This is a genomic window from Curtobacterium sp. MCLR17_007, from assembly GCF_003234655.2.
Classification (GTDB): domain Bacteria; phylum Actinomycetota; class Actinomycetes; order Actinomycetales; family Microbacteriaceae; genus Curtobacterium.
Genome location: NZ_CP126271.1, coordinates 3,025,556 through 3,050,158 on the forward strand (window position 1 = coordinate 3,025,556; position 24,603 = coordinate 3,050,158).

General features: G+C 72.5%; 21 protein-coding genes. 11 read left to right on the forward strand and 10 right to left on the reverse strand.

What is annotated here, in order from left to right; all coding sequences use genetic code 11:
* Positions 1-16: 16 nt before the first annotated feature.
* The 4 genes from DEJ13_RS14295 to DEJ13_RS14310 are packed head-to-tail and all read right to left on the reverse strand — an operon-like array spanning position 17 to position 5,710.
* The gene (locus DEJ13_RS14295; protein ID WP_111107486.1) at positions 17-916 is read right to left on the reverse strand and encodes an NmrA family NAD(P)-binding protein; all 900 of its coding nucleotides are present in this window, start codon (positions 914-916) and stop codon (positions 17-19) included.
* Between the two features lie 35 nt (positions 917-951).
* Positions 952-1,920, reverse strand: coding sequence for an NAD-dependent epimerase/dehydratase family protein (locus DEJ13_RS14300; protein ID WP_111107563.1), 969 nt, complete (start codon positions 1,918-1,920; stop codon positions 952-954).
* A gap of 5 nt (positions 1,921-1,925) precedes the next feature.
* Positions 1,926-4,640, reverse strand: coding sequence for an alpha/beta fold hydrolase (locus DEJ13_RS14305; RefSeq protein ID WP_258374144.1), 2,715 nt, complete (start codon positions 4,638-4,640; stop codon positions 1,926-1,928).
* On the reverse strand, positions 4,637-5,710 hold the full coding sequence (locus DEJ13_RS14310; protein WP_056120283.1) for a 3-oxoacyl-ACP synthase III: 1,074 nt from the start codon (positions 5,708-5,710) through the stop codon (positions 4,637-4,639). Before DEJ13_RS14310 ends, DEJ13_RS14305 begins: the two co-directional genes overlap by 4 nt.
* A gap of 180 nt (positions 5,711-5,890) precedes the next feature.
* Between DEJ13_RS14310 and DEJ13_RS14315 the strand changes: the two genes are divergently transcribed.
* Positions 5,891-6,796, forward strand: coding sequence for a LysM domain-containing protein (locus DEJ13_RS14315; protein WP_181437087.1), 906 nt, complete (start codon positions 5,891-5,893; stop codon positions 6,794-6,796).
* Between the two features lie 132 nt (positions 6,797-6,928).
* Here DEJ13_RS14315 and pgi read toward each other — a convergent pair whose 3' ends face one another.
* From pgi to rimK, 3 genes are all read right to left on the reverse strand, one after another.
* Positions 6,929-8,647: a glucose-6-phosphate isomerase gene (gene pgi / locus DEJ13_RS14320; RefSeq protein ID WP_111107488.1), complete on the reverse strand. Its 1,719-nt coding sequence runs from the start codon at positions 8,645-8,647 to the stop codon at positions 6,929-6,931.
* Positions 8,648-8,807: 160 nt separating this feature from the next.
* Positions 8,808-9,800 carry a nitronate monooxygenase gene (locus DEJ13_RS14325; protein WP_258374145.1) on the reverse strand — a complete coding sequence of 331 codons (993 nt, stop codon included), beginning with the start codon at positions 9,798-9,800 and terminating at the stop codon, positions 8,808-8,810.
* Positions 9,801-9,838: 38 nt separating this feature from the next.
* Positions 9,839-11,029: a 30S ribosomal protein S6--L-glutamate ligase gene (gene rimK, locus DEJ13_RS14330; protein WP_111107489.1), complete on the reverse strand. Its 1,191-nt coding sequence runs from the start codon at positions 11,027-11,029 to the stop codon at positions 9,839-9,841.
* A gap of 94 nt (positions 11,030-11,123) precedes the next feature.
* On the opposite strand from rimK, the gene DEJ13_RS14335 reads away from it, so the two are divergent.
* From DEJ13_RS14335 to DEJ13_RS14355, 5 genes are all read left to right on the forward strand, one after another.
* Positions 11,124-11,606: an ATP-dependent zinc protease family protein gene (locus DEJ13_RS14335; protein WP_111107490.1), complete on the forward strand. Its 483-nt coding sequence runs from the start codon at positions 11,124-11,126 to the stop codon at positions 11,604-11,606.
* A gap of 88 nt (positions 11,607-11,694) precedes the next feature.
* Positions 11,695-12,234, forward strand: a complete 540-nt coding sequence (locus DEJ13_RS14340) for an RNA polymerase sigma factor (RefSeq protein ID WP_056119852.1) — start codon at positions 11,695-11,697, stop codon at positions 12,232-12,234.
* Entirely contained in the window at positions 12,224-12,982 is a 759-nt protein-coding gene (locus tag DEJ13_RS14345) for a hypothetical protein (RefSeq protein ID WP_146245274.1), read from the forward strand. The genes DEJ13_RS14340 and DEJ13_RS14345 overlap by 11 nt, the downstream gene beginning before the upstream one ends.
* 175 nt (positions 12,983-13,157) lie before the next feature.
* Positions 13,158-13,505, forward strand: coding sequence for a YciI family protein (locus DEJ13_RS14350; protein ID WP_111107492.1), 348 nt, complete (start codon positions 13,158-13,160; stop codon positions 13,503-13,505).
* A 124-nt stretch (positions 13,506-13,629) separates the two neighbouring features.
* The gene (locus tag DEJ13_RS14355) at positions 13,630-14,064 is read left to right on the forward strand and encodes a phage holin family protein (protein ID WP_111107493.1); all 435 of its coding nucleotides are present in this window, start codon (positions 13,630-13,632) and stop codon (positions 14,062-14,064) included.
* A gap of 21 nt (positions 14,065-14,085) precedes the next feature.
* Here DEJ13_RS14355 and DEJ13_RS14360 read toward each other — a convergent pair whose 3' ends face one another.
* The 3 genes from DEJ13_RS14360 to DEJ13_RS14370 are packed head-to-tail and all read right to left on the reverse strand — an operon-like array spanning position 14,086 to position 15,828.
* The gene (locus DEJ13_RS14360; RefSeq protein ID WP_111107494.1) at positions 14,086-14,418 is read right to left on the reverse strand and encodes a hypothetical protein; all 333 of its coding nucleotides are present in this window, start codon (positions 14,416-14,418) and stop codon (positions 14,086-14,088) included.
* 7 nt (positions 14,419-14,425) lie between these two features.
* Positions 14,426-14,992, reverse strand: a complete 567-nt coding sequence (locus tag DEJ13_RS14365; protein ID WP_111107495.1) for a VanZ family protein — start codon at positions 14,990-14,992, stop codon at positions 14,426-14,428.
* Complete coding sequence (locus DEJ13_RS14370; RefSeq protein ID WP_181437088.1) at positions 14,989-15,828, reverse strand: alpha/beta fold hydrolase; 840 nt, start codon at positions 15,826-15,828, stop codon at positions 14,989-14,991. The genes DEJ13_RS14365 and DEJ13_RS14370 overlap by 4 nt, the downstream gene beginning before the upstream one ends.
* Before the next feature lie 157 nt (positions 15,829-15,985).
* On the opposite strand from DEJ13_RS14370, the gene DEJ13_RS14375 reads away from it, so the two are divergent.
* From DEJ13_RS14375 to atzF, 5 genes are read left to right on the forward strand one after another with little or no spacing between them, the layout of a single operon-like run.
* Entirely contained in the window at positions 15,986-17,578 is a 1,593-nt protein-coding gene (locus tag DEJ13_RS14375; protein ID WP_111107497.1) for an APC family permease, read from the forward strand.
* 45 nt (positions 17,579-17,623) lie between these two features.
* The gene (locus DEJ13_RS14380; protein WP_111107498.1) at positions 17,624-18,460 is read left to right on the forward strand and encodes an urea amidolyase associated protein UAAP1; all 837 of its coding nucleotides are present in this window, start codon (positions 17,624-17,626) and stop codon (positions 18,458-18,460) included.
* A gap of 3 nt (positions 18,461-18,463) precedes the next feature.
* Positions 18,464-19,156 carry an urea amidolyase associated protein UAAP2 gene (locus DEJ13_RS14385; RefSeq protein ID WP_111107499.1) on the forward strand — a complete coding sequence of 231 codons (693 nt, stop codon included), beginning with the start codon at positions 18,464-18,466 and terminating at the stop codon, positions 19,154-19,156.
* Positions 19,153-22,860, forward strand: coding sequence for an urea carboxylase (uca, locus tag DEJ13_RS14390; protein WP_181437089.1), 3,708 nt, complete (start codon positions 19,153-19,155; stop codon positions 22,858-22,860). The genes DEJ13_RS14385 and uca overlap by 4 nt, the downstream gene beginning before the upstream one ends.
* Positions 22,857-24,584, forward strand: coding sequence for an allophanate hydrolase (gene atzF / locus DEJ13_RS14395; protein ID WP_111107500.1), 1,728 nt, complete (start codon positions 22,857-22,859; stop codon positions 24,582-24,584). The genes uca and atzF overlap by 4 nt, the downstream gene beginning before the upstream one ends.
* Positions 24,585-24,603: the final 19 nt, after the last annotated feature.

The window sequence follows — 24,603 nt, forward strand, 5'->3', positions numbered from 1 at the left end:
GCTGCTGCTCGCCGTGTCAGCGTGCGGCGGCCGGCTCCACCCCGAGGTGGGCGGCGAGCACGTCCTCGACGCTCGTCCACGCGTGCGGCCCGTACCGGTCGTCGTCGACGTGGTGCAGCTCGGCCTCGCCGCTGAACATGCTCACGAAGTACTGCATCCCCTGCCACGCGGGGAAGGGCTCGTCCGTCGGCTTCGACAGGCGCCGGCCGACCCGGGCCATCGCGGAGAGCGTCCCAGCGGTCCCCGCCCACTGTAGCCGGAAGGGCGTCCCCGTCAGCCGGGACATCAGGTCCGCGAGGCTGCGCGAGGTGACCCGGTCCCCCGCGACCTCGACGACCCTGGGGGCATCTGCATCGAGGGCGACCTGCGCCGTCACCCACGCCACGTCGTCCTTCGTCGTGAAGTCGAGCACCTGGTCCGCCGACGACCAGAACAGCACGCGACGGCGGTCGAACAGGACCAGCGGTGCCTGTCCGGTCAGCATGTCCGCGAACGCCCCGTTCAGCACCGACGTCGCACGCACCGGTGCCGCGTCGAGGTCCGCCGCGAACTCCCGCCGCAGCTCGAAGTTGCGGTTCGTCCCCGGAGTGACCGACCGGTAGTCGGCCGCGTAGTCAGACGGGATGAACCGCGGGACCCCCGCAACGACCGCGGCCGCGAGCAGGGCCCGCTGCGCGTCGACGATCACCGAACGCGTGCCGCTGATCGCCGAGACGACGACGTCGACGCCCTGCATCGCCCGGCCGAGGGCTGCGGGGTCGTCGTAGGCGGCGGTGACGGTCTCGACGCCGTCGACGGCGGTGCCGCTCCCCCGGCTGAGCGCGCGGACGTGCACGTCGTCGTGGTCGAGCAAGGCGTGGACGATGCGGCTCCCGAGGTCACCGGTGGCGCCGGCGACGAGGACGGTGGTGGTCATGTCCTCGACAGTACGGACGACGGGGCCGACGGGTGTCAGCGCGCCGCGGCCAGGCGGCGCAGGCCCTCGTCGATCGACACGGACGGCTGCCACCCGAGGTCGGCACGTGTCCGCCGCTGGTCGAACCAGTGCGACGTCGACAGCTGCTCGGCGAGGAACCGTGTCATCGGGGGCTCGTCGACGCCCGGACGGACGCGCCACACGGCCTCGACGAGCGAACCCGCGGTGCGGGCGACCGCAGCCGGGACGTGCCACCGTGGCGACGGGACGCCGGACGCCCGACAGATGCCGTCGAGCAGGTCGCCGACCGGACGCGGTTCACCGTTGGTGACGACGTACGCGTGCCCGTGCACCCGGTCGTCAGCGGCCCGGTCGAGCGCGGCGACCATGGCCGAGGCGGCGTTGTCGACGTAGCAGGAGTCGATCAGGGCGGCGCCGGAGTCGAGCAGGGGCAGCCGACCGCGACGGGCCCGGTCGACGATCCGCCCGATCAGCTGCGTGTCGCCAGGGCCCCAGACCAGGTGCGGCCGGACCGCGACGACCGCGAACCCCGGGGCATCGGCAGCCAGCGCCAGCACCTCGGCCTCGGCCTTGGTGCGGGCGTAGTCCCCGCGGGCGTGTGCCGGGTCGGCAGGCGTGGCCGCTGCTCCCGCGATCGAGGACCCGGTGTGGGCGACCGACGGCGACGAGACGAACACGAACCGCGACACACCCGCCGACCGCGCCGCGGCGAGCAGTGTCCGTGTGCCGTCGACGTTCACACGCCGGAAGTCCGCCGGGTCCCCCGCGAGCGAGACCTTCGCGGCCAGGTGCACGACGGCGTCGACCCCGTCGACCGCGCGGGTCACCGCGCCGTCGTCGGTCATGGTCCCGGGCACGTCGGTCACCCCGGGGACGCCGGAGGGCCGTCGCTGGAAGGTCCGGACCTCGTGCCCGGCGTCCCGCACGGCGGCGGCGACGGCCTGGCCCAGGAACCCGCTGGCACCCGTGACGAGCACCCGCAGTCCGCTCACGGGCGGGTCATCCGTCCGCCGCCGAGCACGGTCGCCGCCCACCGGGACAGCCGTGCCCGGTCGACCTTCGAGTTGTGGCGGATGTCGGTCGGCAGCACCGGGACGACGAGCACCGCCGCGACGGGGACCCCGGCGGCAGCACGGACGGCCGCGGCGAGGGCGGCGGGCGCGAGCGCCGGACGACGAACCGGCGGCACGGTCTCGACGACCGCGACGACCTGCTGCGTGCCGACGGGACCGATCCCGGCGACCCCGACCCGGCCGACGCCGGTGACCTGCTCGACGCGCTGCTCCGGGCCGACCGGGGTGACGACACCCGCGGGTGTGGTGACGACGTGCTGCAACCGTCCCTCGACCCAGAGCTGCCCGTCTCTGTCCAGGTGCCCGACGTCACCGGTGCGGTGCCCCCGCGGGTCGGTGAGTCCCCGGCGGGACGCCCGGTTCGTCCGCCAGAGCCGGTCGTAGCCGTCGCGCACGTGCGGCGCGGCGACGACGATCTCGCCCGTGACGTCGGGATCCGTGGTCAGGGTGTCGGCCGGCACTCCCGAAGCGGAGAGCGGCGCGATGCGGACGTCGACTCCGCGTGCGGGTCGGCCGACGCAGACCCCGCCGACGGCGGAGACCGTCGAGGCTGCCGCGCGCACGGCATCGAGGTCGACGTCGGTCATGAGCAGCCCCTCGGTCATGCCGTAGGGCGTGTGCGCGGACGCGTTCGGCATCAGCTCGGTCGCCGCGGCCAGCAGCCTCGCGGACACCGGGGCGCCCGCGGAGAGGAACAGCCGCACCCGCGCCAGCGCCGAGCGGTCGGCGTCGGTCAGCGCCGGAGCGGTCGCGACGACGTTCGCGAGCGCCGCGGGTGACAGGAACACCACCGTGGCGTCAGCGGCGGACACCGACGCGGCGACCGCACGCGCCGTCAGCGTCCGCGGTGCCGTGACGTCCATGTCCGGAGCCACCGACCGAGCGCCGAGTGCGGGCCCGAGCAGCGCGAACGGTGCGAACCCCGCGACCAGTCCGGTGCCGACACCGATGCCGTACTGCCCCGCGAGCACGTCGCGGACGGCGCCGAGCTGACCGTGCGTGTACACGACGCCCTTGGCTGGACCGGTCGACCCGCTGGTGAACAGCACGGCAGCGGGGGTCGTCGGCGCCGGTGCATCGGGCAAGGTGGCACCGGCCGCGAGACGACGGGCACCACGACGCGCGACCGAAGCGAGCGTGTGCTCGACCCGGAGCGCCGCACGGGCCGGAGCCGGCAGCGCGAGCGTCGCGATGCGTCGCCCGGGCCACCCCAGGGCACGGGCCGCGGCGAGCCCGGGCAGTGCGCCGATCACCCAGTCCGGACGGGCGCCCTTCACGGCGCGCGTGAGTCCGCGCAGCCCGAGACCGGCGTCCGCCACCACGACGGTCGCGCCGATCCGGATGCTGGCGTACAGCGCCGCGGTCAGGTCGGCGCCGGGCGTCACGAGCAGCGAGACCCGGTCACCGGGGCGGACGCCGATGTCGACGAGCCCGGCGGCGACCTGGTCGATCCGTCGGGCGAGCAGGCGCCAGGTGATCGTGCGGGTGCCTCCGGGGGCGGCCATCTCGACCAGGGCCGGTTCGTCGGAGTCGCGCAGGTCGTCGAGGGCGGCCCAGAGCGGGCGGCTCGCGTCCGGTGCGGTGTCACCGCTGGACGGGAGGCCCCCCTCGGCTCCGGCAGGCGCGTGGCCGTCCGGCAGACGGTCGCCCAGCCAGTCGAGGACCGTCCCGGCGACGTCGGCGTCCTCGGGCAGCAGGTGCCCGGCCCCCTCGAAGCGGTGGACGTCCGCGTGCGGCAGGCGCTCGGCCAGGTCGTCCAGGTACCGCTCGAGGAACACCGGGTCGCGCGGTCCCCAGAGCAACAGGGCGGGGACGTCGAGCGCAGCGACACCCGACGAGATCCGGGCGAGTTCGGGGGCGCTGTCGTGCCGGGCGTCGACGGGGATGTCCGCCACGAAGCCGCCGATGCCACCGCGACGGGCAGCGCCGCGGTACGGCGCACGGAAGGCGTCGGCCACGGGGCGGTCGAGCTTCGGGTGCGCGATCGCCAGGGTCGTCTCGAGGAACGCCGGCGTGACGACGGTCGCACGGCCGAGCAGCTGGGGACGGAGCGCGAGCCGGAGCGGGGCCGGGATCGGGGCGTCGACGGGCTGGTGCACGGCGGTGTTGCACGTCGCGACGCCCACCACCAGCTCGGGGTGGTCGACGGCCCAGCCGAGCGACACCACGCCGCCCCAGTCGTGGCCGAGGGTGACGACGGGTCCGGCCAGGCCGAGCTCGTCGGTCAGCGCGCCGAGGTCGGCGACCCGCTGCGGCAGCCCGCGCGTGACCCCGGTGCGCTCCGAGAAGCCCATGTCGAGCTGGTCGACGGCGACCACGCGCCAGGCGGGTCCACCGGCGGCAGCCACGGCGAGCGACGTGCGGAGCACCGAGCGCCACAGGTACGACCACGTCGGGTTGCCGTGCACGCACAGCAGCGTGCCGACCGGTTCCACGCCGAGGTCGGCCAGGGATCCGGCCGTGTCGAGGAGGTGCCAGGTGCGCGTGGCGTGATCCGAGCCTCCATTCCGGTCCGCCGACCAGGCGGCGACGGTGACCAGCCGTGACCACGCGGGGTCGAGGCCGGGCAGCGAGGGCGGCAGCGTGGCCGGAGCGGTGCTCGCGGCCACGCGGGGCAGCCCGGAGGTCACCAGCGCAGTTCCATCATCGCCGTGTTGATGCCGGAGCCCACGCCGCCCAGGAAGACGCGGTCCCCCGGGCGGATGCGGCCGGCGGCGGCCTCGTCGGCCAGGGTGATCGGGATGGACGCCGGGCCGACGTTGCCGAAGCGCTCGTAGGTCGTGGGGACCTTGTCGCGGGGCACACCGATGGCCTCGACGAAGGCGTTCGTGTGGACGTCGGAGACCTGGTGCAGGACGTAACGGTCCATGTCGGCCCAGTCGAAGTGCGAGCGCGCTTCGTTCCAGGCGGCGACGACGAGCTCCATGCCGCCCTTGAGCAGCATCTTGGCGTCGGTGAACATGCCGTCCACGCTGCCGACGCACAGGTCGTACCACTGGGTCGCAGCGCGGGTGACGCCACCGACGATGCGGTGCCCGCCCGGGTGCATGTCCGCCGGGCCGAGCACGGCTGCGGCCGCACCGGAACCGAGCGTCAGGCTCGCGAACTCGCTCATGAAGTCCTTGCGGTTGCGGCCGCCCTGGTTCAGCCGCTCGATCGTGTTGAGCTGCACCTGGTCGGCGTCCTCGCCGTCGACCACGAGCGCGTACTTGATCTGCCCAGAGTCGATCATGCCGGCGGCGACACTCATCGCGTTGACGAACCCCAGGCACGCGTTCGCGATGTCGAAGTTGATGGCTGACGACGGCAGGCCGAGCCCGTGGTGGAGTCGGACGGCCACCGAGGGCTCGAGGTGCGGGCGCGTCACCGAGGTGTTGATGAGCAGGCCGACGTCCTCGGGGCGGATGCCCGCTTCGGCCATCGCACGGCGTCCCGCGTCGATCGCGGCGTCCTGGAAGGACTGCCCCTCGCCCCAGTTGCGACGCTCCTTGACACCGGCCACGCGCTCGAGCAGACCCATCGGCAGACGCAGGCGGCGGAGGACGCCACGCAGCTTCTCCTCGATGTCCGCAGAGGTCGTCACACGCTCGGCCACGGTGGTCGCGACCGAGAGCAGGGCGACGTTGTCGTGCTTGGCCGTCGCGTTGCCCGGGCGCTCGATTTCGCTGCTCGTCGCCTGGTCGACCGGCCGTTCCGTCATGATCGTCACCGATACATACTTCCGCATCCGGCCTGGATGCGCGATCCGGATGCGCTGTGCGACGCTCCGCGACCCCGTCGGACCCGGTGACGCGGACCGCGTGGGCCGTCGGACACAGTCCGGTCTCGTGGTCCCAGGAGCGAGGATCTGTCCGTTACGCTGCCGATCCGAGGGGGAACCGTGCACAGAGGGATCGCGATCGGACTGGTCGTCGTGGCAGCAGTGGGGCTGTCGGGGTGTTCGTTGCTCCGTGGTGACTCCGGCGGGGTGCCGGCGCCGTCACGGTCGTCCTCGGCGACGGGGACCCCCTCGCCGTCCGCCAGCGCGACGAGCGACGCCGACAGCGAGGCCGAACGGCTGCGCGAGTCCGCCTCGCCCCGTCCACCGACGGCCGAGCCCACCCAGGCGTCGATGCCCGCACCGACCATCTCGACGATCCCCGACGGGACCGTGCTGGCCGAGGCCGACGTGACCTCGCCGAAGGGCAGCGTCCACTTCCACTACCGCGTCGTGGCCGCAGGCGAGTCCTACGAGATCGAGTACTCGGGCTTCACGTCGACGCTGCCGGTCCCCGTGGGCGTGATGCTCGTCGACACCGCACCCGCGGTCGGTGACGGCATCACGTACCGCGGCGTCGGCGACCACCTGCTGGGCGGACCGACCTCGGCCCCGGCAGCCGCCGCCTCGGCCCCGCTGACGGGGTCGTCGTACGACCCGTCGTGGCTCGGCTCGATCGTGACGTACTCGGACGCCACGAGCGACCCGTCGATCCCGGTTGAGATCGGCCCGGGGAAGGTGCTCGCCGTCAACAGCGTGCGGTGGTCGGTTCCGACGCGCACGACGAACGTGCACCCGGTCGACGGCGGCGCCCGCTCCGGTGCGAGCGGCGCCGTCACCGCGACGTCGTCCTCGGGTGCACCGACGTCCTACGAGATCGCGCCGGACGACCTGATCGGCGACGTCGCCGCGCGCTTCGGGATCTCGGTCGAGGCGGTCATCTGGCTGAACCACGACCTGCGCGTGTACGGACAGCAGCAGTACCTGTACGAGGGCACGACGCTCAACCTGGACCCGATCCGGCGCTGAGCGATCGCGGCGTCGTCGGGCGCGGATGTGCCCGCGCGGAACCACGGATGTGCCCGCTCGGAACCACGGAACGGACACGGCACCACGGGGATCCGCGGTGCCGTGTCCGTTCTGCAGTGCTGTACCGGAGCGCTACTTCCGCAGCTCGAGGTACTTCGCGATGAGGGCCTTGGTGGACGAGTCCTGCGACTCGAGCACGGACTGGTCACCGTCGACCGCGGGAGCGATCTGCAGCGCGAGCTGCTTGCCGAGCTCCACGCCCCACTGGTCGAACGAGTCGATGCCCCAGATCGTGCCCTCGGTGAAGACGATGTGCTCGTACAGCGCGATGAGCTGTCCGACGACGCTCGGGCTGAGCTCCGGCGCCAGGATCGACGTCGACGGCTTGTTGCCCGTGAAGGTGCGTGCCGCGACGATCGCTTCGTCCGTGGTGCCCTCGGCGCGGACCTCGTCGGCGGTCTTGCCGAACGCCAGCGCCTTGGTCTGCGCGAAGAAGTTCGCCAGGAACAGGTTGTGGACGTCCTGCCCGGGCTCGACCGCCTTGCCGTCGCCGGTCTCGTCCTTGAGCGGACGGGCCGGGTTGGCGACCGTGATGAAGTCGGCGGGGATCAGGCGCGTGCCCTGGTGGATGAGCTGGTAGAACGCGTGCTGGCCGTTCGTGCCGGGCTCGCCCCAGAAGACCTCGCCGGTGTCGGTCGTGACGGGTGACCCGTCCCAGCGGACGCGCTTGCCGTTCGACTCCATCGTGAGCTGCTGCAGGTACGCGGCAAAGCGGTGCAGGTACTGCGTGTACGGCAGGACCGCGTGGCTCTGCGCGCCGAGGAAGTTCGAGTACCAGACGTTGAGCAGACCCATCAGCACGGGCACGTTCTGCTCGAGCGGGGTGGTGCTCATGTGCTCGTCGATGGTGTGGAAGCCGGCCAGGAACTGCTTCCAGTTGTCCGGCCCGATCGCGATCACGACGCTGGTGCCGATGGCCGAGTCGACCGAGTAGCGACCGCCCACCCAGTCCCAGAACCCGAAGGCGTTCTCGGGGTCGATCCCGAACGCGGCGACCTTGTCGAGGGCGGTCGAGACGGCGACGAAGTGCTTGGCGACGGCGTCGTTCTTGGCGTCGTCGGCGGCGTCGGTGAGCGACAGGCGCTCCCAGAGCCACTGGCGCGCTAGGCGGGCGTTCGTCAGGGTCTCGAGCGTGCCGAATGTCTTCGACGCCACGATGAACAGCGTGGTCTCGGGGTCGAGGTCCGCTGTCTTCTCGTAGATGTCCGAGGGGTCGATGTTCGACACGAAGCGGGCTTCGATGCCGGCCTGGACGTAGGGCTTCAGGGCTTCGTAGACCATGACCGGACCGAGGTCGGAGCCACCGATGCCGATGTTGACGACGGTCTCGATGCGCTTGCCGGTGACGCCCTTCCACTCCCCGGAACGGACCTTGTCCGCGAAGGCGTAGACCTTGTCGAGCGTGGCGTGCACGTCGGCGTCGACGTCCTGGCCGTCGACGACGAAGCCCTTGGCCGGCACGAGCTCGCCCTGTGCCGGACGACGCAGCGCGGTGTGCAGGACGGCGCGGTCCTCGGTGGCGTTGATGTGCTCGCCGGCGATCATCGCCTGGTAGCGCTCGGCGACGCCGGCGTCCTGGGCGAGCTGCAGCAGCGCGTCGAGGATCTCCTTCGTGACGAGGCCCTTCGACAGGTCCACGGTGAGGTCACCGGCCTGGAAGGTGTACTGCTCGGCACGGGTGGGGTCGCTGTCGAACCATCCCCGCAGGTCCGGGGAGAAGCCGTCGGCGATGCCGGCGAGCGTCTTCCAGGCTGCGGTCGTCGTGGGATCGACGGGTGCGGATTCGGTCACGGATTCCTCCTGAGCGCATGGGGCTGACTGGTCCGCAGACCTCCGCAACGCTGCGACGCGGGCCGCATCCGAGCGTAGTGCGCGCGGACGGAGCGCGCGCACAGTGCGACGGGACCTGTGGAGAACCGTCTGGAGGCCCGGCTGCCGTGACCGGCGCCGCTCAGGTGAGCAGGGCCTCCAGGGTGTCGGCCAGGGGGCCGTCCGCCGCGGCCCGCCAGGACCGGCCGGCCCACAGGTGCAGCGCGTGCGGGTCGCCGTCGACGGCGGCCGCAAGGCGGATCGGCCGGGTCAGGTGGTGCAGAGCCGGGTAGCCGAGCGGCGCGTCCTCGTGCTCGCGGACGAAGCGGTTCACGAGCGCCCGTGCCGGTCGTCCGGTGAAGGCCCGCGTGAGCGCGGTGCGGTCGAAGACCGGGTCGACGAGGGCCTCGCGGTGCGTCGTCCCGGTGCCCGCTTCGTCCGTCCGCAGCACGAGCGTGCCGACCATCGCAGCGGCGGCGCCCGCGAGCCGGACGGCCTCGACGTCGTCCGCGCTCCCGATGCCACCCGCGGCGACCACGGGCACGTCGACCTGGGCCAGGACCGCGCGCACCAGGTCGGGCAGGGGCTCCCAGACCGGCGACTGCTCCGGGTCGAGGACCGCCGAGTGACCGCCGGCGGCCTCGCCCTGCACGACCAGGACGTCGATCCCCCGCTCGGCTGCGGCCAGGGCGTCGACCGGGTTCGTCACGGTCTGCACCGTCACCGTGCCGCGGCGGCGCAGGTCCGCGACGGTCTGCGCCGAGGGCAGCCCGAACGTGAAGGACACGACCGACACCGGGTCGTCGAGCAGCAACGCGAGCTTCTCGGCCCAGCCGTCGTCGTCCTCGCGCTTGTCGGGCAGGTCCGGGACCCCGAGGGAAGCGCGGTAGCGGTCGTAGTCGACGTCGCTGATCGGGACCGGGTTCGGTGCGAAGAGGTTGACGCCGAAGCGGTCCGTGCGGGTGCGGACCTCGGCGATCTCCGACGCGAGTTCCTCGGTCGTGCGGTACCCGGCGGCGAGGGACGCGAACTGGGCGGACCGGGCTGCCGCGATGACGAGCGCCGGCGTCGACGGCCCGCCCGCCATCGGTGCGACGTGCAGCGGTGACCGGAGGACCTCGGGGAGTTGGTTCACCCCTCGATCCTGCACCGCCCGGGGCACCGACGATGCCGTCAGCCCTCCGGCAGGTGCTCCTTCGGCAGCTTCCGGAGCTTGGCACGGCGCTTGCGGCGCTCGGGGATCATCGAGCGCATCTCCTCGAGCTTGCCGAAGCACAGCAGCCGGTCGCCCGGTTCGAGGGCGACGCCGCTGCGGGGGTTGGGGATGACACTCGACCCGCGGTGCAGGGTGAGCACGGTGATGTCCCGGTCCCAGAGCCCGGACTCCTTGATCGTCTTGCCCACCAGGTCGGCGTTCGTGTGCACCAGGAGCTCGGCGACCCCGTAGCCCGTCGACACCGACAGGCGCTGCCGGACGTCGATCTCCGGGAAGGCGACCTGGTTGGCGATGAAGTCGATGACGGCCCCGGCGATGTCGAGCCCGGTGGCACGCTCGATGCCCTCGAGCCCGGGTGACGAGTTGACCTCCATCACGAGCGGCCCGTCGTTGCCCTCGAGCATGTCGACGCCGGCGACGCGCAGCCCCATGATCTGCGCCGACCGCACCGCTGCCTCTTCGTACTCGGGGGTCAGGGTCACCGCCTCGACGGTCCCGCCACGGTGCACGTTCGACCGGAACTCGTCACCCGAGGCACTGCGGCGCATCGCGGCCACCACCCGGTCGCCGACGACGAGCGCGCGGATGTCCTTGCCGCGGCTCTCCGCGATGAAGCTCTGGATCAGCACGTTCTGCTTGGTCGAGTGCAGGGTCTCGACGATGGACTCGGCCACCTTGGCTTCCGGCGCCAGGATGACGCCGATGCCCTGGGTGCCCTCGAGCAGCTTGATCACGACGGGCGCCCCACCGACGCGCTCGATCGCCCCGCGGACGTCCCCGCGCCCGGCGACGAACGTGGTCGCGGGCATCCCGATGTCGTGGCGGGACAGGATCTGGTTCGCGCGGAGCTTGTCGCGGGAGTTCGTGATCCCGTTCGCGGTGTTCGGCGTGTAGACGTCCATCTGCTCGAACTGCCGCACGACCGCGGTGCCGTAGTACGTGATCGAGTTCCCGATGCGGGGCAGGACGGCGTCGTAGTCGGAGATGAGCTTGCCGCGGTACTGCAGGTCGGGGGCGTCGCCCGTCAGGTCGATCGCGAAGCGCAGCGTGTTGAGGACCTTGACCTCGTGCCCGCGGTCGAGCGCGGCGGTGCGGAGCCGCTCGGTCGAGTACGCCTGCGGGGCACGCGACAGGATGGCGAGTTTCATCGGGAGGCTCCGCTGATCGAGGGCTGGCGACGGCGACGCTCCATGCTGGCAGAAGGATGACGCACCGTGCGCGCCGTCCTGCCAGGATGGGCACATGCCCGACGGTCCGAAGCGCCCCACGCGCACCCCGATCGTCGCCGGGTGGCGCGAGTGGGCCGGGCTGCCGGACCTCGACATCCCGTGGATCAAGGTCAAGCTCGACACCGGCGCCCGCACCTCAGCACTGCATGCGTTCGACCTCGAAGAACTGCCCGGCGACCGCGTGCGCTTCTCGGTGCACCCGTGGCAGGAGTCCGACGCCGACCCGACGACCGTCGAGTGCGCCGTGCACGACCGCCGCGTCGTCAGGAGCTCGTCCGGGCACACCCAGGAGCGCATCGTCGTGCTGACGGCCATCGAGCTGGCGGGTCGCACGGTGCAGGCCGAGGTGACGCTGAGCAACCGCGACCAGATGGGCTTCCGGATGCTCATCGGGCGCGAGGCCCTGCGCCAGGGCTTCGTCGTCGACCCGGCCCGGTCGTTCCAGGCCGGTCGCGCGCCGAAGGAGATCCGACGTCGCAACCGGGGCCGGATCTGACCGGTCGACGACACCCGTTGGTCACGGATCGGTCACGAGGTGTCAGGTCCGGGCATCCCTCGACACTTCTGGGGTGAGAGGGGGCACCGTGAACGAGACCGACGATGCCGACGCCGCACTCGCGCGGCGCATGGCACGACACGACACCGGGGCGCTGGCCGAGGCGTTCGACCGGTTCGCGCCGACACTGACCCGGTACGCGTGGGCACTGGCCGGCAGCCGGCAGGACGTCGAGGAGCTGGTGCAGGACACCTTCCTGACGCTCTGGCAGAAGGCGGCGGACATCGACCTGCCCACCGGCACCCTGCTGCCGTGGCTGCTGGTGGTGTGCCGCAACCACGCCCGCAACCAGGCACGGCGCATCCAGAAGAACGCCGGCGACGAACTCCCGGCCGAGCTCGCGGCGCCGACCGACGCCGACGACGCCCGAGAACGCCTGCGCTGGGTCCGGGACGAGATCGCGGCGCTGCCGCCGGTCGACCGCCGGATCTGCGAACTCTGCCTTCTCGAGGGGCACTCCTACTCCGAAGCCGCCACGATGCTCGGGCTGAGCGTCGGCGCGGTCACCCAGCGGGTCTCACGGTCCCGCGCGCGACTCAAGAAGGCGGTGACGCACGATGAACACTGAACCTCCCACCGGAGACGACCTGCAGCAGATGCTCGTCTCGATGAAGCGCGAAGTCCTGACGCGCGCCGACCAGCAGCGCCCCGCGCCCAGGCGACGCGGCCGTCGTGCCGGGATCGTCATCGGCGTGATCGCCGTCCTGGGCATCGGCGCCACCAGCGGCGGCGTCGCCCTCGGCATGATCCCGCAGCCGTTCGCGGCGGCCCCGGCGCCGAGCCCCAGCGCGACGACCGTCGCGCCCTCGGAGACCCCGACGCCTTCGTCGGCACCTGTGGTCAGCGAACCGACCAGCACGCCGTCCTCGACCCCGAGTCCGACACGTCGCGCAGCCGTGCTGCCGACCGATTGCCGATCGATGGTCCCCGAGGCGGACTACGAGCGCCTGTTCGGCCAGGTGCCGGTACGCGACGAGACCAGCAGCATCCCGGTGCCGCAGGCTCCGTTCCCTGACACGTCCCTCCGCTGTGTCTGGATGGACCCGAGCGCCGATGTGAGCGGCATCAGCGTCGACATCGGTACAGCCACACCGGAACAACAGGCTCAGCTCGAGAGCACGTTCGCGGACGGTCCTGAGGTGTGCTCCGACCGGGACGGCGGGCGGTTCTGCCAGGCTACCTGGCCTGCTGACCCGTACCCCGTCGACACCACGGTGACGTACTTCGGCCGGGGCACCACCTGGATCCAGGTCACGCAGACGAACGCACCGACCGACGGCCTGCTGAAGGCGATCGAGCAGCAGGTCTGGGGCTGACGCCGCGACGCGCTCGCGTGACCCGACCGGCTCTGGGGGGCGGGCGGTGCACGCGAGCACGTCGGGACGGGAGGCGCGGTGCGGGCCCGCACCGCGCCTCCCGTCCGGTGGGTCTGGACACCAGCGCCCTGCGCGCGCAGGATGATGCGCACCAGACCCAGGGAGATGGTGCGCCGTGCAGTTCCTCGTCAACGTCATCGACACCGGCCAGGCCGCGGCCGCGGGCCGGACCGACTCCGCGACCGCGGCCGAGTACGAAGCGGTCGGAGCGCTCAACGAGCGCCTGCAGGCGGACGGGCACATCCTGTTCGCCGGCGGCCTGACCGCACCACAGGACGCGGTCGTGGTCGATGCGCGGGGCGAGTCCCCCACGGTCAGCGAAGGGTCGCTGTTCGGCGGCGACGAGTACATCGCGGGGTTCTGGGTGCTGGACCTGCCGGACGCCGAGACTGCGCGGGCCGTCGCGACCGAGGCTTCGGTGGCCTGCAACCGGACGATCGAGCTGCGCGCGCTGCAGGGCTGAGGGTCTCCACCAGGGGACGTCAACCTGCGAGAAGCCCGGGCACAGCGGGCTCCCGCGTGACGATCATCGATCGAGGTGCGTCCCGTTGGTGGGCGCACCGTCCGCGCCCCCGACAGGAGACACCATGACGAACACCGACCACGACGACCAGCCGACCGGGAGGTCCTCGTTCCGCGACACCGTCACCGCCGGGCTCGTGCAGAAGGCCCTCGAGCCGGTGCTGCGTGCCGTTCGCGACGAGGTGGCGTCCGCCCGCCGCGAGGTCAGCGAGCGCGCCAGCGGGGCCAAGAACGGCCTGGTGCTCACGGGGGTCGCCGTGGCGTTCGCGCTCACGACGCTGGTCCTGCTGGCGGGCTTCGTCGTCACGCTGCTGGCGCTGGCGCTGCCGGTGTGGGCCGCGGCGGGCATCACGTTCGCCGGGTTCGCGGTCATCACCGCGATCCTGCTGGCGGTGGGAATCCGCGGCATCCGTCGTGGGATCCCGCCGGTGCCGAAGGACACGCTGCGTTCCGCGAAGGACCGGGTCACGCACCGGGACGGCGAGGGCACCGCGAGCTGACGACGTCTGGCCGTCGGGGCCTCAGCGCGCGGTGATGCCGAACAACGCGCTGAGGAAGCCGAAGCGCCCGCGCGGTCGGACCGTGCGCACGGTGCGGGTGGGTGCCGGGAACGCGACGTCGTGCAGGTTGTTCCGCTTCGAGCCGTCCCAGTTGGCGAACAGGTAGGCGCTGCCGAGCACGCTCAGGCTGCGCACGGGGGCACGGCGCCAGTCGCCGGCGCGCACGAAGTAGCCGGAGTGGCCGGAGTGGATGTTGCGGATCACGGTGTCGACGTCGATGACGCCGGTCTCGGTGATGACCGCGGTGATGCCCGTTCGGTCTCGGGCCACGTACTCGATGATGTGTTCGGGCATGCTGCGTTCACGATGGTGTGCCACGTCTCGACGCCGGGTGGTCGGCCTGTGCGCGGGACTCTGCCGGAACCGTCGTCGCTTCCTCGTCCAGGATACGACGCCGTCGGCGATCGAGCACCAGGATGGCCAGAGAGAGCAGTGCGCCGATCGCGGCACCGATCGTGTTCATCCACCAGTCGTTCGTGTCGCAGGCCCGACCGAGGTCCGGCACCAGCATCTGCACGGTCTCGATGAGCGCGGACAGGCCCGTGCCGGCGAGGAACACCGGCAGCGGCCGTCCGGTCGACAGCGCGGCGAAGAGCACGGCCGGCAGCAGGAGTGCGATGTTCGCCAGGGTGTCGAGGCCTGCGAAGGGGACCGAGAACTGGACGGTGCACGACACCGGGCCCGGATCTCCTGACGGGGAGAACGTCAGCGCGGCGACCCCGAGCAGAGCGACCGCGGTCAGCGCGGTGAGCGTCGCCCGGGCCTGACGGCGGTGCAGCCACCACCCGAGCGCCGCGCAGAGGACCACCAGCACGGCGAAGAGCACCCGGACCAGGGTCGGGTGCTCGGCGAGCAGCGTGCTGATCACCGAGCTCGGAGCGCGTCGCGGACGAGGTCAGCGACGACGGCCGGCTGCTCGAGTCCGGGCAGGTGCGCGACACCCGGCAGGACGCGCACGGGTCCCTGTCCGAGCCGCCGGGCGGTCTCCTCGTAGAACGGCAGGTCGGCCGGGATGTCGAGGTCGCCCCAGGTGGTCAGGACCGGCACGGCGACGTCGCCGAGTCGTGTCCACGCGCCCACCCCGGCGTCGCCGGCGCTGTCCGGCGCGGCGACCTCGAGGATGCGCCGGTTCATCGCGAGGAACAGGTCCCGAGCCGCGCCGCCGACCCTGCCCTCGGGAGCCACGGGGCCGTCGAGCCACAGGTGCGCGAGGGCGGCGAGTCGGTCGTCCACGGGGCTGTCGGCGTCCTCGGCGCGGTCGAGCAGGGGTTCGGTGGCCGGGTCGAGCTCCCAGTCGAAGGGGGTGTCCTCGTCGGTCATGCCCGACACCCCTGCGCCGATGAGCAGGACGCCGGACACCCGCTCGGGGTGCAGCAGCGCCGCGTCGAGGGCGAGCGCACCGCCCATCGAGTTGCCGACCAGCAGCGCCCGCTCGAGCCCGAGGTCGTCGAGCACCACGAGCAGGTCGTCCACGTGGGTGAACGACGACGGGTCGGTGGCCGCCGGGGTGTCCCCGTAGCCGCGCCGGTCGTACGCGACCAGGTCGAAACCGTCGTCGGAGAGCTCCGTCGCGACGGTGTCCCAGGCGCGCCGGTCGGCGACGCCCGCGTGCAGGAAGACCACGGCGCGGTCGCCGCCGTGGTGTCGGGTGACGGCGATCGGGGTGCCGTCGCGGGCCGTGATGCTGCGCTGCTCCGCGTCCATGGCACTGAACCTAGCGCGCGGACGACGCACAGTGTTCACACGATCCGGCGCTCTGTCACGAGCACGAAACAGACGGGCAACGGGGGCGACACAGCACCGCAGCACACTGGTCGCACTACCTGTCACACGACAGGTACTCCGCGAAAGGTCTGCAGCCATGCGCTCCTCCGAAGCTCCGCTCCATGCACCGCGCGCCACCGTCTCCCCCACCACGCAGGACCTCGCACAGCTCGGCTACGAGCAGGAGCTGCACCGCGGGGTCGGATCGTTCTCGTCCTTCGCCGCCGGGTTCTCGTTCGTGTCGATCCTGACTACGGTGTTCCAGCTGTTCGGCCTGGGCTTCGGCCTGGGCGGGGCCGCGTTCTTCTGGGCCTGGCCGCTGGTCTTCGCCGGCCAGCTGCTCGTCGCGCTCAACTTCGCCCAGCTCGCAGCCCGGTGGCCGATCTCGGGCGCGATCTTCCAGTGGTCGAGTCGTCTCGCCGGTGCACGCTTCGGCTGGTTCACGGGCTGGACGATGATCATCGGGCAGGTCCTCACCGTCGCGGTCGCCGCCATCGCCGTGCAGGCGGTGCTCCCGGCGATCTGGAGCGGCTTCCAGGTCGTCGGTGGTCCGGGCGCCGACCCCTCGTTGGCGTCGTCGACGGGTGCCGCCAACGCGGTCGTCCTCGGTCTGGTGATGCTCGTCGTGACGACGGTCGTCAACATCACGAGCGTGCGACTCATGGCCCGGGTGACGAGCTTCGGCGTGCTCATCGAGATCATCGGCGTCGTGGTCCTCATCGCCGCGCTGTTCCTGCTGCCGCACCGCAGCCCGACGGTGGTGTTCACGACCGCCGGGTCGACGAGCACCGAGCCGTACGTGTGGGCGTTCCTGGCGTCGTCGCTGATGGCCGCGTACGTGATGGTCGGGTTCGACTCCGCCGGCGAGCTGGCCGAGGAGACGCACAACCCCCGCCGCACCACCCCGAAGACGATCGTCCGCGCGCTGACGGTGTCCGGTCTCGGCGGCGGACTGCTCATCATCGGGGCACTCGTCGCGGCCCCGAGCCTGACCGACGGCAAGCTCGCCACCCAGGGCCTGGCGTGGGTCATCACCTCGACGCTCGGCGACGTGTTCGGCCGCCTGCTGCTGTGCACCGTCGCCGTCGCGGTCTTCGCGTGCACCCTGGCGGTGCAGACCGCCGGCGCGCGGATGGTCTACTCGATGGCCCGCGAGAAGGCCCTGCCGTTCCACCGCACCCTGGCGAAGGTCTCGCCGCGCACCGGCACCCCGATCGCGGCGTCGATCGTCGTCGGGGTCGGCGCCGGGCTCGCCCTGGCGGTCAACATCGGGCAGTCGGCGATCTTCACGGCGCTGTCGAGCCTGTGCATCGCGATGCTCTACCTGGCCTACCTCGGCGTGACCGGCCCCCTGCTGGTGCAGCGCATCCGGCTGCGGCGCGAGGGCTTCCCTGCCGGGGTGGACGAGGACGGCAAGCCGCTCTTCACGCTCGGCCGGTGGGGCATCCCGCTCAACGCGCTGGCCGTCGCGTTCCAGATCGGCATGGCGGTCAACCTGATCTGGCCCCGTCCCGAGATCTACGACCTGACGGGCCACTCGTGGTGGCTGCAGTACAGCGCGCTGCTGTTCATCGGCGGCGTGCTGCTGGTCGGGTGGGCGTGGTCGAGCTGGCGGCACCGCGCACACGGACCGCTCACCCTGGCCGACGTGCCCACCACGGCCGCCACGCCCGTGCCCGCCGACGCCTGAACCGCTGACACCACCAACACCAGCACCAGCACGGAGGAACCACGCATGCGCGACCTGCACCAGACCGACAGCGTCCTCGCCTCGCGCGACGACGCCCGCGCCCAGGCCGGAGCGCGGTCCGAGCACATGCCGTACCTGCCGGCGTCGACGTCCCCGTTCGCTCCCGAGGGCGTCGACCCCGCGCAACTCGTCTGGGCCGAGACCGTCGCCCCGGGCGGGTACACGCACAAGGTCCTGGCGCGGGGTTCCCGGCTGCGGTTCGACGACCCGACGGGCGACGCCTGTGCGAGCGTCGTCGTGTACAACGCGCTCGAGCCGTGGGAACGCCTGAACGTCGCCGACACGCAGAAGATCCCGTGGCAGGCGTACCTCGGGGCCGGCTCCCCCCTGCTGAGCGGCGACGGCCGGGTGCTCGCGAGCATCGTCGAGGACACCTCCGGGCACCACGACGCGTTCTGCGGGACATCGACCGACGCCTGGAACACCGCCAAGTACGGCGATGCCGCACCCGAGGGGCCGTCACCGAGCGGGCGGTCCCTGCTGGCGAAGGCGGCGGCGAAGCACGGCCTGACCAAGCGCGACCTGCCGCCGAGCGTGTCGTTCTTCCAGGGCGTGCGGGTCGACCCCGAGGGCGCGCTCGAGCCCGTCGGGTCGGCCGGCCCGGGGCACCACGTCACCCTGGTCACCGAGCTGCCGCTGCTGGTGCTGGTCGCGAACGTCGCGCACCCGCTGGACCCCCGCACCGACTACTTGGTCGGGCCGCTGCGCGTGCACGCCTGGCGCGGGGAGCCGACGAGCCCCGCCGACGACCGCTTCGGCGCCACTCCGGAACTCACGCGCGCCTACCTCAACACGATCGACCACGCGGAAGCACGAGGCTGAACGATGTCCGACACCTTGACCTCCACCGTCCCCGTGGGCGTCGTCCACGCGCCCGACGTCGCCCTGGACTGGAGCGAGTCGCTGGTCCCCGGAACCGTGGTGCGCGACGACCGGGTCGCACCGCTCGCTCCGTGGTCGGCGGTCGTCCGCGCCGGGCAGGTCCTGACGATCGTGGACGTCGGCGGCAACCAGAGCGCCGACTGCCTGGTCTACGACGCCGTCGACCCCGACGAGCGGTACAGCGTCCCCGACACCCTCGTCGCGCAGGGGAACGCCTACGTCCGGACCGGCACGGTGCTGATGTCGAACGAGGGCCGCCCGCTCATGACCGTCGTCGGCAACGAGATCGACCGGCAGGACACCATCGGCGGGGCCTGCTCGAAGGAGTCGAACACGCTGCGGTACGGCCACCACACCGCGTACCAGCACGGCTGCCGCGAGAACTTCATCGCCGAGGCCGCTCGCCACGGGCTCGGCGTGCGGGACCTGGTGTCGAACCTGAACTGGTTCATGAACGTGCCCGTCGAGGCGGACGGCGCGCTCGGGATCGTCGACGGCATGAGCGCACCCGGCAAGCGCGTGGCCGTCCGGGCCGAACGCGACGTGCTGGTGATCGTGTCGAACTGCCCGCAGATGAACAACCCCTGCAACGACTTCTCCTGCACGCCCCTGCGCATGATCGTGGTCCAGCCGTGACCGTCGCGCCCGACCCCACCGGGAGCCCCGCCGTGCCGCTCGACCTCGACACCGTGCTCGTCGCCAACCGCGGGGAGATCGCCCGTCGCGTGATCCGCTCGGCCAAGGCGATGGGCATGCGGACCGTCGCCGTGTTCTCCGACGCCGACCGTGCCGCTCCGCACGTGCGTGAGGCCGACGTCGCCGTCCGCCTGGGCCCCGCCCCCGCACGCGAGTCCTACCTGCGCATCGACGCCGTCGTGCAGGCAGCGCTCGACACCGGCGCCGGCCTGGTCCACCCCGGCTACGGGTTCCTGTCCGAGAACACCGAGTTCGCCAGCGCCTGCGAGGCCGCCGGCATCCGCTTCGTCGGACCGACGGCCGAGCAGATCGTCGCCTTCGGCGCCAAGCACACGGCACGCGAGCTCGCCGCCGCCGCCGGGGTCCCGATGCTCGCCGGCACCGGGCTGCTGGCCTCGGCCGACGACGCGGTCCAGGCCGCCGAGCGGATCGGCCTGCCCGTCATGCTCAAGGCCACGGGCGGTGGCGGCGGGATCGGCATGCAGGCCTGCGCGACCCTGGACGAGGTGCGCGAGGCCTACGCCAGCGTCGAACGCACCGCGGCTGCCGCCTTCGGCGCCGCCGGCATCTTCCTCGAGCGCCTGGTCCGACCGGCCCGGCACGTCGAGGTCCAGCTGTTCGGGGACGGCCAGGGCCGGGTCGCCGTGATCGGCGACCGCGACTGCTCACTCCAGCGCCGCAACCAGAAGGTGATCGAGGAGGCTCCGGCGCCGGCACTGCCGGGGCACGTCCGGGAGGCCCTGCACAGCTCCGCACGTCGGCTCGCGGCGAGCATCGGGTACCGCAGCGCCGGCACGGTCGAGTTCGTCTACGACCCGGTGCGCGAAGAGGCGTCGTTCCTCGAGGTGAACACCCGGCTGCAGGTGGAACACCCCGTCACCGAGCAGGTCTACGGCGTCGACCTGGTCGCGCTGATGCTGCGACTGGCCCGCGACGGCGCGTCCGGCATCGACCCCGAGGTGTTCGCGCGCACCTGGACCCCGAGCGGCCACGCCGTCGAGGCCCGCGTCTACGCCGAGGACCCGGCCAAGGGCTCGCTGCCCTCGAGCGGCCTGGTGACGCAGGCCGTGTTCCCCGCGACCACGACCGACGGCGGCGCCCCGACCGGCATCCGCGTGGACGGCTGGGCCGAGACCGGCTCCGAGGTGTCCGCGTTCTACGACCCGATGCTCGCCAAGGTGATCGCCACCGGGGAGACCCGCGACGACGCCCTCGACCTGCTGCGTGCGGGGCTGACCGGCACCCGGATCGACGGCATCGTCACGAACACCGGACTGCTGCGCGCCCTGACCGACGACCTCGAACTCCGGACCGCGACGCACTCGACGTCGACGCTCGACGAGACCGCAGATCCGGACCCGCGCATCGACGTCGTGGCACCGGGCACCATGACGACCGTGCAGGACCTGCCCGGCCGCCTGGGGCACTGGCAGGTCGGTGTGCCGCCGAGCGGCCCGTTCGACGCGGCGTCGTTCGCCGAGGCGAACCGCGCGGTCGGCAACCCCGCGGGCGCCCCGGCGCTCGAGGTCACGGCCACCGGTCCCACGCTGCGGTTCTCGGCCCCGGCCCTGGTCGCCGTGACGGGAGCCGCGGCCCCGGTCACCGTGGACGACCAGGCCGTGCCGCTGTGGGAGCCCGTCGAGGTGCAGGCCGGACAGACCCTGACGATCGGCACCGCCGCGGGCCCCGGACTCCGGACGTACCTGGCGGTGCGCGGTGGCATCGACGTACCGACCTACCTGGGGTCCGCCTCGACCTTCACGCTCGGCGGCTTCGGTGGCCATGCGGGACGGGCGCTGCTGGCCGGCGACGTGCTGCGCCCGGGCTCCCCCGACGCCGACGTCCCGCACCCCGCGTTCCCCGCCGGCGCCCGGCTCGGCCTGGTCGGCGGCCCGACCCCGGACGACCGCCGCACGGCACTGACCAGCACGTGGGAGATCGCCGTCACCGAGGGCCCGCACGCGGCACCGGACTTCTTCACGCGCGCCGACCTCGACGTGTTCTACGCCACCGACTACGGCGTGCACCACAACTCCGCCCGCACCGGGGTCCGGCTGATCGGCCCCCGGCCAGGCTGGGCGCGGACCGACGGCGGCGAGGCCGGACTGCACCCGTCGAACATCCACGACACCCCGTACGCGGTCGGCGCGATCGACTTCACCGGCGACACCCCGATCATCCTCGGGCCGGACGGACCGTCCCTGGGCGGGTTCGTCTGCCCCGCCGTGGTGGCCAGCGGCGACCTGTGGAAGGTGGGCCAGCTGCGCCCGGGTGACACGGTGCGGTTCGTGCCGGTCCGCGAGGCCGACGCCGCCGCGCTCGACGCACACCGGGCCTCCAGGACGGTGCCGCGGACCGGTGCCGACGGACGCTCCGGTGGGGACGGTGACGACGGCGTGCTCGCACGCCTGGACGCCACCGCGGCCCGGCCGAGCGTGGCGTACCGGCGCGACGGCGACGACAACGTGCTGGTCGAGTACGGCGACATGACGCTCGACATCGCGCTGCGGATGCGCGTGCACGCCCTGATGACGAAGCTGCAGGACGAGGCACCGGAGGGCATCCTCGACATCACGCCGGGCATCCGATCGCTGCAGGTGCACACCGACGCCAGCGTGCTGAAGGCCAGCACCATGGCCGGGCTGCTGCGCGAGCTCGAGGACGAGATCCCGCCGACCGACCAGCTCGTCGTGCCCTCGCGGACGGTGAAGCTGCCGCTGTCGTGGGACGACCCGGCGACCCGGCTGGCGATCGAGCGCTACATGAACGGGGTCCGGAACGACGCGCCGTGGACGCCCTGGAACATCGAGTTCATCCGCCGGATCAACGGGCTCGACTCGGTCGACGACGTGTTCCGCACGGTGTTCGACGCGAGCTACCTGGTGCTCGGTCTGGGCGACGTGTACCTCGGCGCACCGGTCGCCACGCCCCTCGACCCGCGGCACCGGCTCGTGACCACGAAGTACAACCCCGCCCGCACCTGGACGGCCGAGAACTCGGTCGGCATCGGCGGCGCCTACCTGTGCATCTACGGCATGGAGGGCCCGGGCGGGTACCAGTTCGTCGGCCGCACCGTGCAGATCTGGAACCGGTTCCGCCGCGGTGGACTGTTCCAGCAGGACCCGTGGGCGTTGCGGTTCTTCGACCGGATCGAGTGGTACCCCGTCGGCGCCGAGGAGCTCCTCGAGCTGCGGGCCGAGACCGACGCCGGCCGTGGGGACTTCGAGACCGTCGACGGCGAGTTCTCGATCGCGTCGTACAACCGGTTCCTCAGCGACAACGCGACCTCGATCGACGCGTTCCGGGCGCAGCAGGCGCGGGCGTTCGATCAGGAGAAGGACCGCTGGCGGGCCTCGGGTGAGTTCGACGTGCGCGACGAACCGGCGCCTGTGGTGGCCGACGCCGTGACCGTGCCCGAGGGCTCGACGGCCGTGGTCGCACCGTTCACCTCGACCGTGTGGCAGGTGGACGTCCGCCCGGGTGACCGCGTCGATGCCGGACAGAAGCTGCTGGCCGTGGAGGCGATGAAGATGGAGTCGATGGTGCACGCGCCCGTCGGCGGGCACGTGCTCGAGGTCTACATCAGCCCGGGCGAACAGGTGGCGCCGGGGCAGGTCCTCGCCGCGATCGGAGGAGCAGCATGAGCACGAGCACGAGTACGAACACGAGCGCGAGCACGACCACCGGGACCGCGGCCGACCGGGTCCGCGATGCCTTCGACCGCATCGCCACGGTCGACCGTCCCGAGGTCTGGATCACCCTGCGCGACCGAGCGGACGTCCTCGCCGAGGTGTCGCGCGTCGACCCGTCGCTCCCCCTGGCCGGGCTGCTGTTCGCGGTGAAGGACAACATCGACGTCGCCGGTCTGCCCACGACCGCCGCCGCCAGGTCGTACGCCAACGAGCCGACGGACGACGCCACCGCCGTCGCCCGGCTGCGGGCCGCCGGTGCGGTCGTCGTCGGCAAGACGAACCTCGACCAGTTCGCCACCGGACTGGTCGGGACGCGATCGCCCTTCGGGGCCGTCCGGAACGCCTGGGACCCGACGCGGATCTCCGGCGGGTCGTCGAGTGGTTCGGCCACGGCGGTCGCGCTGGGGATCGTCGACTTCGCGCTCGGCACCGACACCGCCGGGTCCGGTCGGGTACCGGCAGCGCTCGGCAACCTGGTCGGTGTGAAGCCCACGAAGGGCCTGGTCCCGAACACCGGTGTCGTGCCGGCCTGCCGGTCGCAGGACTGCGTCACGGTGTTCGCCCGGTCCCTCGACCTGGCCCGGACCGCGACCGAGCTGATGACCGGCCCCGACGGCGTCGACCCGCTCGCTCGCGAGGACACCGCACACGCTGCACTGCCGACCACCCCGCGGATCGCCGTGCCGCTGCCGTCGCAGCTCGAGGGGCTGGCCCCGGGCTGGGCCGAGGCGTTCACCACGGCCGTCGACCGCTTCCGGGCGCTCGGGCACCAGGTCGTCGAGGTCGACATCGCACCCCTCCTCGACGCCGCAGCACTGCTGTACGACGGCGCGTTCGTCGCCGAGCGGTACGCCGCGGTCGGCGCGCACATCGACGCGCACCGCGACCTGGTCGGGGACGACCTCGACCCGTCCGTGGCCATGATCGTGCTCGGTGGTGCGACACCCACCGCTGCCGAGCTGTTCGCCGACCAGGAACGCCTCGACCGGCTCGGGGCTGCCGGCCGCGCGGTGTTGGCCGGCACGACCGCGCTGCTCACCCCCACCACCACCTGGCACCCGACGCTGGCCGAGGTCGCCGCCGACCCGATCGGGGCGAACAGCCGGATGGGGCGCTACACGAACTTCGCGAACCTGCTCGACATGGCCTCGCTCGCGGTGCCGGCCGGGTTCGTCGACGGCCTGCCGTTCGGCGTGATGCTGACGGGGCCCGCGTTCACCGACCGTCGGCTCGCGGCGCTCGCCCGCGCCTTCGCCGCGCCGACGGTCGACCTGCTGGTCGTCGGCGCGCACCTGCGGGGCCAGCCGCTGAACGGCCAGCTGGTCGCGGCCGGCGGATCGTTCGTCCGGGACGCCCACACCGCGTCCGACTACCGGCTGTACGCCCTGGACACGGTGCCGCCCAAGCCGGGGTTGGTCCGGGCAGGTCCGGTCACGCCCGGCAACGGCGGGACGTCGAGTTCGGGCTCGGGCTCGATCGCGGGCGAGGTCTGGCGGCTACCCGCCGCCGGGTTCGCCACGTTCGTCGCCGCGCTACCCGCACCGATGGCCATCGGCACCGTCGCACTCGACGACGGCACGGGCGTCACCGGGTTCCTGGTCGAGCCGTGGGCCGTCGACGGCGCACAGGACATCACCCACCACGGCGGGTGGCGCGCGTACCGGGAACAGGCATGACGGCACCCAACTGGGAGGA